16 protein-coding genes are annotated in these 14,408 nt (G+C 41.9%); 13 read left to right on the forward strand and 3 right to left on the reverse strand.

Annotation, left to right across the window (positions count from 1 at the left end):
* Nucleotides 1-65 precede the first annotated feature (65 nt).
* Nucleotides 66-827: an alpha/beta fold hydrolase gene (locus DOZ58_RS13025; protein WP_242988508.1), complete on the reverse strand. Its 762-nt coding sequence runs from the start codon at nt 825-827 to the stop codon at nt 66-68.
* Nucleotides 828-847: 20 nt separating this feature from the next.
* Entirely contained in the window at nt 848-1,429 is a 582-nt protein-coding gene (locus DOZ58_RS13030) for a TetR/AcrR family transcriptional regulator (RefSeq protein ID WP_111888678.1), read from the reverse strand.
* Nucleotides 1,430-1,660: 231 nt separating this feature from the next.
* On the opposite strand from DOZ58_RS13030, the gene DOZ58_RS13035 reads away from it, so the two are divergent.
* The 12 genes from DOZ58_RS13035 (at nt 1,661) to DOZ58_RS13085 (ending at nt 12,116) form a co-directional block, all read left to right on the forward strand.
* On the forward strand, nt 1,661-2,113 hold the full coding sequence (locus DOZ58_RS13035) for a DUF3795 domain-containing protein (protein WP_111888679.1): 453 nt from the start codon (nt 1,661-1,663) through the stop codon (nt 2,111-2,113).
* Nucleotides 2,114-2,203: 90 nt separating this feature from the next.
* A complete protein-coding gene (locus DOZ58_RS13040) occupies nt 2,204-3,037 on the forward strand; it encodes a GyrI-like domain-containing protein (RefSeq protein ID WP_111888680.1) in 834 nt (277 codons plus the stop codon).
* A 189-nt stretch (nt 3,038-3,226) separates the two neighbouring features.
* Entirely contained in the window at nt 3,227-3,775 is a 549-nt protein-coding gene (locus tag DOZ58_RS13045; protein WP_111888681.1) for a DUF6144 family protein, read from the forward strand.
* A 141-nt stretch (nt 3,776-3,916) separates the two neighbouring features.
* Nucleotides 3,917-4,399: a flavodoxin gene (locus DOZ58_RS13050; RefSeq protein ID WP_111888682.1), complete on the forward strand. Its 483-nt coding sequence runs from the start codon at nt 3,917-3,919 to the stop codon at nt 4,397-4,399.
* Between the two features lie 203 nt (nt 4,400-4,602).
* Entirely contained in the window at nt 4,603-5,226 is a 624-nt protein-coding gene (locus DOZ58_RS13055) for a TetR/AcrR family transcriptional regulator (RefSeq protein WP_111888683.1), read from the forward strand.
* 83 nt (nt 5,227-5,309) lie between these two features.
* Complete coding sequence (locus DOZ58_RS13060; protein WP_111888684.1) at nt 5,310-6,662, forward strand: MFS transporter; 1,353 nt, start codon at nt 5,310-5,312, stop codon at nt 6,660-6,662.
* Nucleotides 6,625-8,955, forward strand: coding sequence for an ABC transporter permease (locus DOZ58_RS13065; RefSeq protein ID WP_111888685.1), 2,331 nt, complete (start codon nt 6,625-6,627; stop codon nt 8,953-8,955). The genes DOZ58_RS13060 and DOZ58_RS13065 overlap by 38 nt, the downstream gene beginning before the upstream one ends.
* 11 nt (nt 8,956-8,966) lie before the next feature.
* The gene (locus DOZ58_RS13070; RefSeq protein WP_111888686.1) at nt 8,967-9,710 is read left to right on the forward strand and encodes an ABC transporter ATP-binding protein; all 744 of its coding nucleotides are present in this window, start codon (nt 8,967-8,969) and stop codon (nt 9,708-9,710) included.
* A 423-nt stretch (nt 9,711-10,133) separates the two neighbouring features.
* A complete protein-coding gene (locus DOZ58_RS13075) occupies nt 10,134-10,349 on the forward strand; it encodes a helix-turn-helix transcriptional regulator (protein ID WP_111888687.1) in 216 nt (71 codons plus the stop codon).
* Complete coding sequence (locus DOZ58_RS13080; protein ID WP_111888688.1) at nt 10,333-10,764, forward strand: hypothetical protein; 432 nt, start codon at nt 10,333-10,335, stop codon at nt 10,762-10,764. Before DOZ58_RS13075 ends, DOZ58_RS13080 begins: the two co-directional genes overlap by 17 nt.
* On the forward strand, nt 10,724-10,969 hold the full coding sequence (locus tag DOZ58_RS18560) for a hypothetical protein (protein WP_162624517.1): 246 nt from the start codon (nt 10,724-10,726) through the stop codon (nt 10,967-10,969). Before DOZ58_RS13080 ends, DOZ58_RS18560 begins: the two co-directional genes overlap by 41 nt.
* Nucleotides 10,970-11,249: 280 nt before the next feature.
* Nucleotides 11,250-12,116: a helix-turn-helix domain-containing protein gene (locus DOZ58_RS13085; protein ID WP_242988509.1), complete on the forward strand. Its 867-nt coding sequence runs from the start codon at nt 11,250-11,252 to the stop codon at nt 12,114-12,116.
* 94 nt (nt 12,117-12,210) lie between these two features.
* Here the strand turns inward: DOZ58_RS13085 and DOZ58_RS13090 are convergent, their stop codons facing one another.
* A complete protein-coding gene (locus DOZ58_RS13090; RefSeq protein ID WP_111888690.1) occupies nt 12,211-12,930 on the reverse strand; it encodes a MerR family transcriptional regulator in 720 nt (239 codons plus the stop codon).
* Between the two features lie 153 nt (nt 12,931-13,083).
* Between DOZ58_RS13090 and DOZ58_RS13095 the strand changes: the two genes are divergently transcribed.
* The gene (locus DOZ58_RS13095; protein WP_111888691.1) at nt 13,084-14,394 is read left to right on the forward strand and encodes a hypothetical protein; all 1,311 of its coding nucleotides are present in this window, start codon (nt 13,084-13,086) and stop codon (nt 14,392-14,394) included.
* Nucleotides 14,395-14,408: the final 14 nt, after the last annotated feature.

Genomic DNA, 14,408 nt, shown 5'->3' on the forward strand with positions numbered 1-14,408 from the left:
TGGTTAGCAAAAGAATACGTGCTGCTGCTGGAATGAGGTGGATTTTGCAAATGTTAGCTCATGTTTTAATGATTAAAAAATGCTTCAGCTCTTTCCACCCATTCTTCGGGATGATAAGCACTGATTTCGGAATGCCGATAACCCGGCAATTCAATTAATTGACAGTTCTTAACAGTGGCTTGGAATAACGCTCCGGACGCTTTAATACACTTCATTTCCTTACTACCATACCAGTAAATGATATCGCTCTGGCTGTTTTTTAAACTGTCTTTCAGTTCATATTTGTAATAGGTGTAAAAAACCCGATTCATTGTTGCTACTTTAACAGCCGGGATATCTCGCAAATATAACTTGGCAATATCATCAGGTAAATGCATTTGTTTGGGAAGCATCGTTAGTGCCCACTGATTAAATTTTTTTGAAAACATCCATTTGCCAAAATGCTTATAGACAAAGAGACTGTATTTCAAAAGAGCTGGCTGGGGAATACACAGGCCACTTTCGATAATTGCTTTTTCGGCAAGGTTCGCTCTTCTTGATAAGAGTTCAATGGCGATCTGTCCGCCCAGCGAAACCCCACTAAGGGCGAAAAGTTTGCCATCATTGTTGTGATCAATGTAATCAAGTAATTGACTGGCAATTTCTTCAGTAGAGGTATAAGGAACTTCAGCTTCTTCGCCGTGTCCGTCGATTACCGGTAAGATCACATGGTATTTATGCTGCAATAATCGGGCTTCCTGTAAATAAAGCCAATAGGACCAACCGGCACCGTGAATGAGCATGATCGATGGTAAGTTTTTATCTCCGTATTCATAGAACTTCATCATTGTATTCCTTTCGTTGTCTGCTAAAATAATTCATCTAACATGTTTTCGATCAGCTGGAGGATCATTTTCTCAATCCCGGCTTTTACCAATATATCTTTATTTTGGAGGGTGAGATTCATGAGCTGAATCCAGTTAATGACTGCATCGAGATCATATTGCTCTTTTTTTTCGCTCGCATGGCGTAAATTTCTTTCCATTTCTGTTTTTATATCGGTCATTTTATGAAAACAGTCGCCGGGAAGTCTGGTGAATAAAAGCTGAAGATCTTCCCTTGTCAGAAAACGATAGACATTATTCTCATCGCTTAAAAACATGCAATCGTATAGTTCGCGCAAATCATTGCGTTCAAGGTGCCCCTTTGCTTTAATAATTTCGTCAAGCTTATGATTTATGCTTTGCTGGTAAGCATTAGCAAGTTCATAAACCAACATTTCTTTTGAGTTAAAAAAATTATAAAAGGTCCCTTGAGCAATGCCTACGCTTTTTGTAAGCGCATGAATACTCATTTTTTTTAGACCATGTTGTTTGATGAGTTCCAAGCCAACGATCATAAGCTGATTTCTGATTTCTTGTCGTTTTTCGTTTGAATATATTTTTGGCACGCTTCACCTCTCAATAATATGAATATAGATAAAATATATTCATATTATTAGTATAGACCAGAATTATTTTTTTGTCAACGCATCGGTTATTCTGATAAAATTTTAAGTATTGACAGCGATCCAATTAAATTATAGTATTTGATAAAGCGAGTTACTCACCTAAAGAAATAGGAAAACGTGAGTCATAAGCGGTTAAATCAGTAGATTTTAAATAAATGGGAGGTAATTTTTATGGAAGATAACCTGATCGCACCCTGTGGCATGAATTGCAGCTTGTGTGTCGCCTATCAAATGAAAAAAGGAGATTTGAAAAAGCAGGGATTTAATCGAAAATACTGTCCCGGCTGTATTCCCAGAGGTGAAAACTGCACCCACATGGGCGATCGGTGTGAGTTACTCAAAAATGGGCGGGTTCGTTTTTGTTATGAATGCGGTGAGTTTCCTTGTAAACGATTAAAGGGATTGGATAAGCGTTATCGGACTAAATATCATATGAGTATGATTAAAAACCTCCAAGCACTTCAGAAAAATGGGATGGTAGCTTTTCTAGAGAGCGAAAAAAAACAGTGGGCGTGTCCCAAATGTGGCGAACCAATTTGTTGTCATAACGGTCTCTGTCTGCATTGTGATCTCGAGATTTTGCGAGAAAATCGCCGATACCGCTGGAATGAAGAAGACGCCTGACTAGCCAGAGTATTAAAAAAACACCGGGAACATGGCAAGACAGAGGACATGAATCGAAATGTGTAAGTTAAAGAATAGGAAAAGGGCGGTATGGTTACAAATGAATTGGTCAGCAAAGCGATTGAGTATATTGTTGAAAACCTGAATGAGGAAATCACAATCGAAGATGTGGCGGATTATTGCCATTTGTCCAAATATTATTTTTGCAGAATTTTTAAAGCCGAAACAGGTGAAGGGGTCTATGCCTTTATCAAGCGCCTGAAAATGGAACAAAGCGCCATTGAAATGAAGCTTGGCAAGAATAAATCGATTACCGATATCGGGATGACCTATGGCTACAGTTCGTCAAATTACAGCACCGCCTTTAAGAAGCACCATCACCTTTCCCCGGCGGAATTTCGCAAAACCGTGAATGCCATCTGTGCCCCGCATCCGTATATTTCCGATCATCTGGCAAAATTTCAATCCTTTGAAGAATACAACCAGAAGATTGAGATCAGAGAGTTAGCGGATTTTTGGGTGATCTATGAGCGGTATCTGGGAAATTATCTTGACCTGGGAGAGCAGTGGTTGACCTTTGTTGCGAAGTATCAAGCGTATGTCAATTGCGATGCCCTTCTTATTGAACGTTTTTACGATGATCCTTCCATTACCAAGGTTAGCCAATGTTTGTATGATCTTTGTATGACCGTTGATGCGAACTTAAGGCTTGAGAATACGACCAGCATTGAGGGCGGAAAATTTGCCATTTACCGCTTTGATGGGTTGATCAAGGATATCTATGAGAGTCTTCAGGGCATTTTTAATATCTGGTTGCCAAACAGTGGTTATAAAATGGATGAGCGCTATGGACTTGATATTTATCGCAAGATTGATCGAGAAAACAGTCATGTGATCATGGATTTGTGTATTCCCATTAAATAACGCAAGAATTCAGAAGTAATGACGCAGACTTTCTTTTATAATGATAATTGTCAAGGGACAGCGGTCGGTTTAAAAGAGGTCTGTTTTTGATTTTTTGAAAATCTTTAATGTGAAACCTTATATAGAAAAGATACAGCAATCAATTAAGCCGATCAGTCCATCAATAAAACAAAAATGGAGGAGTTTAATATGTTTGATATCAGAAAAATGCAGGAACAGGTTATTTATCAGGCGGTCAAAGATAAAAGCAATGAGGATATCGCCAAAGCAATCGTTTTTGGCTCCGATAAACAGGTAAAAACCGAGGATAACCCGACATGGGTAAAAGTGACGATGGAACGGCTGGAAAATCAATTCGATCAGGCTGGCGTTTTACAGATCCGGAGAAACTGTCAGTGCGGCTACGGCATGGATGAGAAATTGGCGCTGGTAAAAGAGCTGGTTGCAGCATCAGCGAGTTTGGAAGAATTCGGGAATCAGGATCGGGCCAATGCGGCGGGGCTTTATAGTGATAATGGTGAACTTTATCTGCAATTTCATTTTTGTCCCTGTCCCATGCTGGAAGGAGTTGATCGCCTGGAAACCGATACCTGGTGTCAATGTACCACTGGTTACAGCCAGGTGCTTTTTGAAAAAGCGTTTCAGTGTCAAGTTGAGGTGGAGCTCCTGAAAAGCATCAAAATGGGTGATGATAAATGCCTGATGAAGATTATTCCGCAAAAAAATATCTGGAAGTAAAGATTAAGACATCATCAGAAGAAATACAGAAGATCATAACCGAAATTTTGGCGTGCAAAAATGATTTGGCTTGGCGGTTCATGGGTATAAGCTAGTTTATAAAACAATTAAAGGGTGAATCGGAAAGGGGTCAATAGAAAAATGAACACTGCGGTTATTTATTATTCACTACAAGGAAATATGGATTTAGTTGCCCGGAAAATTGGCGAAAATGAGGCCGTTGATCTATTCAGGCTGATTCCCCAAAAGAAATACCCGACTGGAAAAATTAGCAAATATTTATGGGGCGGTAAAAGTGTGACCTTTGGAGAACGGCCTAAACTAACAAATCCGACCATCGACCTGGATCACTATGAGGTTCTGGTCATTGGCACACCGATTTGGGCCGGAACATGGACACCCCCACTGAATACCTTTCTTCACGATTACAGCATTATCGGGAAAAAGATTATTCTGACCGCAACCCACCAAGGCGGTGGAGCCGACAAATGCTTTGAAAAAATGAAGGCAAGTCTTAATGGAAATACGATTGTCGGCACGTTTCAATTTAAGGAACCGCTCCAGCAGATGGATGCAAATATCGATGAAAAAATAGAAGAAATTAGAACCCTGATTGAAAATTAAGAAAAACTTCCTTATCCAAAGTATTGCGGATAAGGAAGTTTTCTTTAATTCTATTTCATGTTCTTACTGATCAGTATTGCCTCTCTGCTCGTGAGGATTAGTAAAATAACCCAATACCTTGCTAAAAATAAATCTTGACAGATCGCATGATTTATTTTATTATTTAGTTATCGACCGACGGTCGATAAAACAGGAGGCACTCAATGAAGACAGTCAAAGAAGGAGAAGTCCGAAAACAGGAAATCCTCATGGTAGCCCGCGAGTTATTTGTAACAAAGGGCTACGAACAGACATCGGTGAATGATATTTTAAAAATCGTGGGTATCGCCAAAGGCACCTTCTATTATTATTTTAAATCCAAGGAAGAAGTGCTGGCCGCGATTATTCTGAATATTGTTGAAGAAGGTGCCAAACGGGCAGAACAAATTCTTAAGGACAAATCCGTGCCGCTGATTAGTCGGATGATGATGGCGATTATGGCCCAGTCCCCGGAGTTTGAAGGATCGGAGGCGATCAGGGACGAAATGCACAAGGTAGAAAATGCCAAACTGGAACAGTTTTACACCAAAGCCATGCTCAAACGGATGACCCCGCTACTAGAAGATGCGGTTGCCGAAGGGGTTGAAGCCGATCTGTTTCATTTAAATTATCCCCGGGAAACGATTGAATCTATTTTACTGCTTGGTCATATGCTCTTTGACTGCAATATTATGGATTGGGAAGTAGAAGACTATCCGGAAAAAATCCAGAGCTATCTGGCCAATATGGAAAGAATGTTGGGGACAAAAGAAGGAGAACTGAAGGACTTTTTACAAATGTTTGTCTAACTTAAAAGTTGGCGGCATTTGTAAATTTTTTAGCCAGCTATCGACCGATGGTCGGTCAATGAATGTAATAAGGAGAAACAGAAATGAAGCAACAAAAGATAATAGCAGGATTTCCAAATCAGAACGCCGCAATGAAAAAATTCAAGGTCCTGCTAGCAGGTGTTTTTATCTCCAGCATTGGCAGCGGCTTAACCGATTTTGGATTGGCGATCTATATTTTAAATCGAACCGGGTCGGTGAGTGCTACCGGAGTCTTTGCCGTTTGCGCCTTTCTGCCAGCGATACTGCTGGCGCCGGTGGGCGGGGTGTTGGCCGATCGTTATGACAGGCGACTGATGATGATTCTGGGTGAGCTGTTTTCCGGACTGGCACTACTGATCTGTCTGGTAGCGGTGATGAGTTCTTACCCGTCGCTGGTGGCGATCTGTGTTGGCGCGGGTATTAGCTCGGTCTTTTCGGCTCTGACAGAACCGGCTTTTAAGGCCACCATCACTGATCTCTTATCCGCTGCGGATTTTGCCCGGGCTGGCGGTATGGTTCAGTTGGCGAGCAGTGCCAAGCTGCTGATTGCTCCGGCTGTGGCTGGTTTGCTTTTGCAGGTAACGCCAGTGAGCAGTTTGATCATATTGGATATGCTGACGTTTTTTACCACAGTTTTGATCATCGCCTTTGTGAGAAAAGGTTTGGTTAGCAGAAAAAGAGCAGTAGCGAATTTGGATTTCATAAGTGAAATGAGCGATGGCATCACCGCTATCCGGAGCAAAAAGGGCATTATGACGATGATTGCCATCATGACGATTACCACCTTCTGTCTGGGGTTTGTACAGATGTTAAGTAAGCCGCTGGTGCTAGCCATTGCCGGCGAAAGGGAGCTGGGGATTCTAACCACGGTGATTGCCATGGGAATGATGGCAGGAAGCCTTATTATCAGTATAATCAAACATCCAAAATCTTATGTGCAGATGCTATCGTTGGGATTGTTGGGTTGTGGAGTCTTTTTTGCATTGATTGGCATCAGTGAAAACCTGGTTCTGATAGCCGGGTTTGGATTTATGATGTTTGCCTTTATGCCAGCCATCCAAATTGGGGCGGAGGTGTTGATTCGAACCAATCTGGACAATACCGTTCAGGGCCGGGCTTTTGGTCTGATTGGTCTGATTACCCAGATGGGTTATATACTGGCCTTTATCGCCGCGGGAATTTTATCAGATCTAATCTTTGAACCTTTTATGCTGGGGAGCAGCAAACTGGCCATTCAAATTGGTGAAATCATCGGCTATGGTGTGGGACGGGGTAATGCTCTGTTGATCATCATCACCGGAATCGGACTGCTCGTGGCCGGAATAGTGACGGCCCGGTTAAAAAGTGTCAGAACCCTGGAAAAGAAGGAGACTACTCATGAAACTTTTACTAAGTCTTATTCAAAAGGACTTTAAAAAAAATCCCGCCATTACCATGGCACTGGCGGTTTTTCTGATTCTGGCGGCGCTGTTGATGGCCGGTGGACTGCGGGTGGCGGGAACGATGATTTCCTCTTATGATGGGTTAGGCCAAAAGGCACTGCCTCCGGATTACCTGCAGATTCATAAGGGCGAATATGAAGTCGCCGCTATGGATCGTTTTGCGGCGAGCCAGGACGGCATTGCAGATTTTCTTACCGTCAGGATGCTGACGATTAATAACGCTAACATTATCTATCATGGTGAAACTCTTGAAAAGGTACTGATGGATAACAGCTTTGTGGTTCAGAATGAGGGATTTGATTATTTGCTGGATATGGATAACCAGATCGCCACGGTTAAGGATGGAGAAATCGGGGTGCCGGTTTATTATGCCGAAACCCTGGGGATTGCTCCGGGCGATGTAATTACCCTCAAAAAGGAAGGTTTTGTCAAAGCGTTAAAGGTTGCCACCATTATCCGGGATGCCCAGATGAATGTGGCGATGACCTCTTCGAAGCGGTTTCTGATTAGTCCGGTCGATCAGGAAGCGCTCAGTCAGCACATGGGAGAATGGGAGGTTAGCTTTGAATTTTTGTTAAAAGAAGGGGTGGATACCGGGGTTTTGGAGCAAGCCTATCGGGCGGCCGAGCTGCCCGCCAATGGGGTAGCTATCACCGGTAGTCTGCTTAATCTTTTTAATGTGTTTTCTTATGGCCTGGTGGCTATGATTATCATCGCGATTAGTCTGCTGTTGATTTTTATGGCGCTGCTCTGCCTGTCTTTTATTATCCGGGCAACCATGGCCGATGAGCAGGTATCCATTGGTGAGATGAAGGCCATCGGTTTTCCGGGAAAAGCCATCGCGACCCTGTACCAGTTGAAGTATCAGATTTTGATGGGGGTAGCCGGGATCATCGGTTATCTGGGTGCTATCCCATTTGGTAATTTCTTTTCGGTATCGGTGGTGCGTTATTGCGGAATGGGGAGTAGCCCAGGGCTAAAATGGGGGCTGCCGTTTATCGGCCTGCTGCTCCTAAGTGGCATGGTGGCTTGGGGATGCCATCGGGTTGTCAAAAAAAATCTGCGCAGCACCGTGGTAGAACTGCTTCGGGGCGCCGGGGGACGGCGTCGGGAGGGGCACTATACGCTGCCGTCCTCCGGCCTCAAACACCCCAATCTAACTATCGCCCTGGGGGAACTTGCCTGTAAATGGCGGGAATATGGGGTGATCTTGCTGGTTTTTATTTTCTCGGCATTTTTGATGCTGTTGCCAATGAATATGAAACAGACCATTCAGGATCCGTCGTTTATTACCTATATGGGGGTGGGTGAATCAGATATTCGGATCGATATTAAGTATTCACCGCAGCTCACTCAGCAGCAGCAGCGGGTTTTGGCGATACTGGAGAATGATCCTGATATTGAGAAATATGCCATTTATAAAAATGGCTATGTTCAGGCCGAAAACGACCAGGGTGAAGGGGTGAACATCCGGGTGGAAAGCGGCGATGAATCGGTTTTCCCGCTTGTCTATCTGGCGGGACAGGCACCGGTTGGCAAAAATGAGATCGCTTTGTCGTCAATGAATGCCGCGGAACTGGGGAAAAAAGTTGACGATGCGCTCGCAGTGGTTTATGGTGATGAAACCATGAACTTTAACGTCGTCGGGATTTATCAGGATATTACCTACGGCGGAAAAACGGCCAAGGCCGCCATTGACTTTAACAATGAGGATGTTGAGGCCTATATCCTGTATCTGAGTCTGGCCGAAGGTGTCGATTTGGCTCTCAAAACCAATGAACTGCGCGGGGGGCTGCCGGATATCAAGGTCACCCCGGTGCCCAGCTTTATTGCCCAGACCCTGGGTGGGATTGTCGATAACCTGAGTCAGGTGGAAGCGGCGGCGATGGTGATTGCCTTAATGATAAGCGCACTAATCACAGTCATGTTTTTAAAACTGGTCATGGCTCGTGAACATAGTGCTATTGCGGTAAAAAAAGCGATCGGTTTCACTACCCGGGATATCCGCATCCAACTGGCGATCCGGATTCTGGTGATTCAAGGCCTTGGCATTTTGATTGGGACGGTGCTGGCCAATACCCTGGGTGAAGCGATCTTTAGCCTGATGCTGTCATCGATGGGGGCAACACGAATGACATTATTAATCCAACCGCTGAAAGCTTATCTGATTTGTCCAGCGGTACAGCTGCTGATGGTTGTCGTTGCAGTCATCGGTGTAACTCGGGCAGTCAAACAGTATCATATCAAAGAACAAATTATGGAATAGAGAGGACCGTCATGATAAAAGTAGAACAGATCAGTAAATCCTTTAGAGTCAAGGCCCCGGTAGATTCGGCGATTGCAACAAGCATTTTAAAAGAGATCTCCTTTAACATTGGCAGAGGTGATTTTGTGGCTGTGATGGGCCCTTCCGGCTCAGGTAAATCCACCCTGCTTTATAGTGTCAGCGGAATGGATCAGGTAACCGCGGGGCGGATCGTCTTTGATGGGATCAACCTGACCGAAATGAATGAGGAAAGCCTGGCCGGGTTGCGGCTGAACAAAATGGGTTTTGTTTTTCAGAATGCCCAGATGCTAAAAAATCTGTCGTTATTCGATAACCTGATTCTCCCGGGGCTGGTGGCTAAAAAAGAAAAATCGCAAGTCATCAGAAACCGGGCCCGGGATTTGATGAAGCGGATGGATATTGACGGGCTTGGCGGCCGGGATATACGGGAAGTTTCCGGGGGGCAATTGCAGCGGGCATCCATCTGCCGGGCGATGATCAATAACCCGGAGGTGCTATTTCTGGACGAACCCACCGGCGCCCTGAACTCCGCAGCCACCGACCAGGTTCTGGATATTCTGGAAGCATTGAATGACGAAGGGATGACGATTATGACGGTTACCCATGATCCCCGGGTGGCTGTTCGAGCAAAAAAAGTCATTTATATCCGCGACGGCGAGATCGCCGGCGAGAAAGAACTCCAGGCCGGGGCAAATCGGGAGCAGGAGCTGGAGGACTGGTTGAAGCGTGTTTAATATTAGCCTGACGGGGCTACAGAAAAGCCTTGTTAGCCAATGGTTATATTTTTGATGAACACCATGGGGTTTATCAAAAAGAAAAATAATACCTGAATAGCAGAGATGATTTTGAGCACCATATTGACAGATCAGTCAATATGGTGCTCTTTTGCGCGCCAGTAAGGAAGCAATCTAATTGGTAAAAGTCGAGTTTTTTCATGCCGTCATCAACATCGGATCAAACGGATTCATAAAGTTAAGAAAAGTTCTGAAAATGAAATAAGCGGGTTTGATCGATCAAATAAACGCGATCAGACAAATAATTAATGAAGTAGAAAAAACAAGTATAATCAATTTATGGAAAGGACGCTTTACATTTGGAGACCAAGATGTTATGATGGATGTATGGAAAGCAGACTTTCCGTTTGAAGGAGCATGAACGTGAAGAATCGACTGGAAGAAGTTAGAAAATTAAATGGGATTAAGCAAGAAGAATTAGCTTTGGCTCTTGAAGTGTCAAGACAGACAATTGGTTCGCTTGAGAATGGCAGATATAATCCTTCAATTATATTAGCGTTTAAAATTGCCCGGTATTTTGAAATGAGTATTGAAGATATATTTATATATGAGGAGGAGAAAAATGAAGCGTCAGTTTAGAAATGTGGGTTTTGTCATAATCGGTTTAATATTAGTTGCTTCAGGACTTGCCCTAGTCAAACTACTATCTAATCCCCAGGGGTTATTGTTGGCATTGCCTTATGTTTGCATTGGTCTTGGATGTGGTGTTTTTGGACAAGGTATAGGAGCGGTCATCAGTCAGAAAGTGATAAAAAATCATCCGGATATTGAAAAACAAATTGAAATTGATCAGAAGGATGAGCGAAATATCACGATTGCCAGACGTGCAAAGGCAAAAGCATATGATATCATGATCCCAGTGTTTGGTGCTTTGCTGCTGACATTTGCTTTAATGGGAGTGGATTTGATCATTGTTTTGTTATCGGTTAGTGCGTATTTATTTATTGTTTTTTATGGGATATATTATCGCTTCAAGTACGATCGGGAAATGTAGCCGCGCTTTTACATTAGCCACCGACCAGGTTCTGGACATTCTGGAAGCTTTGAATGACAAAGGGATGACCATCATGACGGTTACCCATGATCCCCGGGTGGCAGTCCGAGCAAAAAAGTCATTTATATCCGGGCTGGCGAGGCCGCCGGCGGGAAAGAACTTCCGATGGGTTCGAATCGGGCGCAAGTGCTGGAAGGCTGGCTGAAGAGCGTTTAGATCTTCGGAGTTAGGATCAGTTAAGATATGGAAGTAATCAGCATGGCACAATCATGTATAGTGTATTTTTTCATGCGATTGATGGAAAGAATGATTTTACTGATTTTTGATCATATTCTTGAGAAGACTGGAAAGTGATGCAATTTTCTAAAAGTCTTGGAAATAAAAAAAGGTTGCATTTTTGTGATGATCCGACTAAAGCCGTCCCGTCCATATCGGGCACTTATCGAAATTCTCAAGTACAATAGATCATGAAAGGAGATGAGGAGATGCTAAAATGTCTGAATGAAGTGCTAAACTATATCGAAGATAATCTGGATGAAACCATTGAATTTGATGAAATTGAAAAAATTGCTGGTGTTACAGAATATCATTTTCGAAGAATCTTTTCATTTGTGTCGGGAATGCCGCTAAATGAGTACATTCGTTATCGAAGGCTCTCAAATGCGGCCTTTGAGCTTCAGAATAAAGAGATTTCGGTCACCGAAATGGCTTTTAAATATGGTTATAACTCAGTGGATGGTTTTTCGCGGGCATTCAAAGAGTGGTGTAATATCAGTCCATCGGAGATCAGTAAGACAACACAGTTCCGAGCATTTCCAAAACTGACCTTTCAATTAGCTATTTATGGAGGTGTTGATATGGATTATCAAATTGAGGAAAAAGAAGCGTTTAAAATGGTCGGGTTTAAAAAGAGGGTGCCCATTGTGTTTAATGGAGAGAACAAAGAAATTATTGAATTAGCACAAGGAATCACCCCGATCCAGCGGAAAACCATGCATTCCTATGCAAACATTGAACCTGGTGAACCGATGAGCGCTTCGTTTAATTTTGATGAAGGGCGAATGAATGAACAGGGCAATCTTGATCATATGATTGGGGTAATTAGCACGCTGGAGGATTCATTTGAAGGTTTTGATGTGGTGGACGTGCCGCCGTTGAAGTGGGCTATTTTTATATCAGAAGGTGAGTTTCCGAAGGTAATGCAGAAGACCTGGGGTCAGATTTTTGCTGAGTGGCTACCTTCCTCGGACTATGAATTGGTTGATGCGCCGGAAATCTGTTTTATTGGTGACTTGTCGGATCGTTCAAAAGTGCGATGTGAAAATTGGATCGCAGTGAAAAAGATCAAATAATAATTTCGGTCATATTTCCAATGAGAAAAATTACGAATCAGCAAGAAGACCATATGTTCATCAGAATATGTGGTCTTTTTGTTTGTGGTCGGAATTAATCGGGGGTGGATTTTAGCAAATTTCTGGTGGGGAGTATTAAAAATTGCAAATGCAAAATTGGTAACAAGGCGTTGATGTTCAGAATACATTGATCGATTTCAGTTTTTTGCTTTTCCGGAGATAGATGGTTATCGATCATCGGATTGCGGATATAATCAATAAATGTATCTTTTTCGAGATAAGCTAGCTCTTTCAATTTATTGATAATTTCTTCTACAATAGGAAGCGGTATGCCAACATCGGTAAAATATTTTATGAATTGACATACGGTTAAACTGTAGGCCGGAAATAGGGTGTTATCGGTATTGTCGGGAATAATAATGTTCATCTCAATCAGTTCGTTAATGAGCGTTTCGTCTAATCCAATGTCGCAAAGTTGTTTTTTTGTTACCAGATTTTCATCGACTCCGTAGGGGAGAAGTTTATTGACAGATTCTAGAATTTGAAAACAAAAATCATTGATCGTACCAGATTCACTGTTAATAAGTTTTTTAATCTGGGCAAGAGAATAGTGCTCTTTTTTCATGATTTCGATTAGTTTTAATTTTTCGACGAAGGTTTCATCATAATAAGCCATGTTTTTGGCAGATTTTTGGGGTAACGGTAAAATGCCTTCTTTAATATAATAATTAATGGTGGATCGGTTCATCGACGTTAATTTTTCCAGCTCACGCATGGGAATTTTTTTTTCGAAATCGTTTGTATTGTTTTTCATAGCAATCACCTCATATAAAGTATAAACTATTGCTTAATACTTGTCAAAGGTATTGACAGAAACTTAGATCAGATATAGAATGTGAGAAGTAATACTTAATACTATTCAAAATGAAATTTAACGAGTATGATAATTTAAAATAAGGAGCAAAACATGAAAGTTAAAGCGGAAATATTTGATAAACTTCAATATTTATACGATATCACGGGGTTTAATGATCATCAACTTCACGGGGTGATTCAATTCGAGAATAAAGTGAATGCAACAGTAATGCAAAAAGCGGTGAACTTATTGGTAAAAACGATACCAATGCTATCAAAAGCATATAAAAATGAGGCTGGAAATTCATATTGGGAAGAGATGGAACCGGAAAACTGGGATAATATTTTTACGATTGTTTTTGAAAAAGATGATTTTGACCGATTCACTTTTTCTAAAACAGATGCAGAGGCTGGCCCGCAAATTAAGGTATGTTTGATGCAAGCCGACAGGGATTCAGTATCAATTGTCATGAACCATATGGTTTGTGATGGGGCGGGATTCAAACAATGTGTGTATCTGCTATCAGATATTTATTCGCATCTGATAAAAGAACCGGATTATTTACCGGACTACGTTATTGATGGAGAGCGTGGCTTCAAAAAAATCACGCAGTCAGTTAACTTTTTTTCTCGAATTGCGGCGCTTTTGTTTGAAAGCAAAGACAATAACCAAAATAGTGACTGTGAATTTCCTTTGATCAAATCAGAGGATGCAGTGCCTTTTATTGCCACCCATGAAATTGATGCGTCTCTTTATCGGGAGCTTCGAAATATTTCTAAAAACGATAAGGTCACAATCAATGATGTGATCTTGACCGCCTACTTTCGGGCGCTTTCGGGATTGCTGGATATGAATGGGAAACCCTTTAATATTCCAATTATGATTGATATGCGCAGATATTTAGCAGACAAAGGATTTCAGGCGGTGACAAATCTTTCATCAACAGTTGCGATCCGAATTGCAGTTGTGCCGGGAGAAACCTTCAGTCAGACCTTAAATAAAATAAATACTGAAATGGCAGCAAAAAAATCAGGGAATTTAGGATTAAATACGTTTCTCAAACTGGATTTGTTATTCAAATTTTTTCCTAAAAGGAGTGATCAACTTTTAAAAAATTCGTTGAATAATCCTAAAATATGTATGACTAATCTTGGAATAGTGGATTCAAAACAGCTTTATTTTGAGAAATCTCCGGTTTCCAATGCGATCGTGTGCGGCTCAATTAAATATCATCCCCATTTTCAAATGTCCGCAAGTACTTTTTCAGATAAAATGACTTTTTGCGTCAATCTTTATGGAAGTCAAAGCGATCGTGAGACGATTTCAAAATTCTTTGCTTTAATAGAAGAAGAACTGATCGGTTATATTTCAACGCATGCGGCAGAAAGAAATGATGCGAAAAATACTAAAACCTCGGAATAATTAATGGTACAATA

This window comes from Acetobacterium sp. KB-1, assembly GCF_003260995.1.
Taxonomy (GTDB): Bacteria; Bacillota; Clostridia; order Eubacteriales; family Eubacteriaceae; genus Acetobacterium; species Acetobacterium carbinolicum.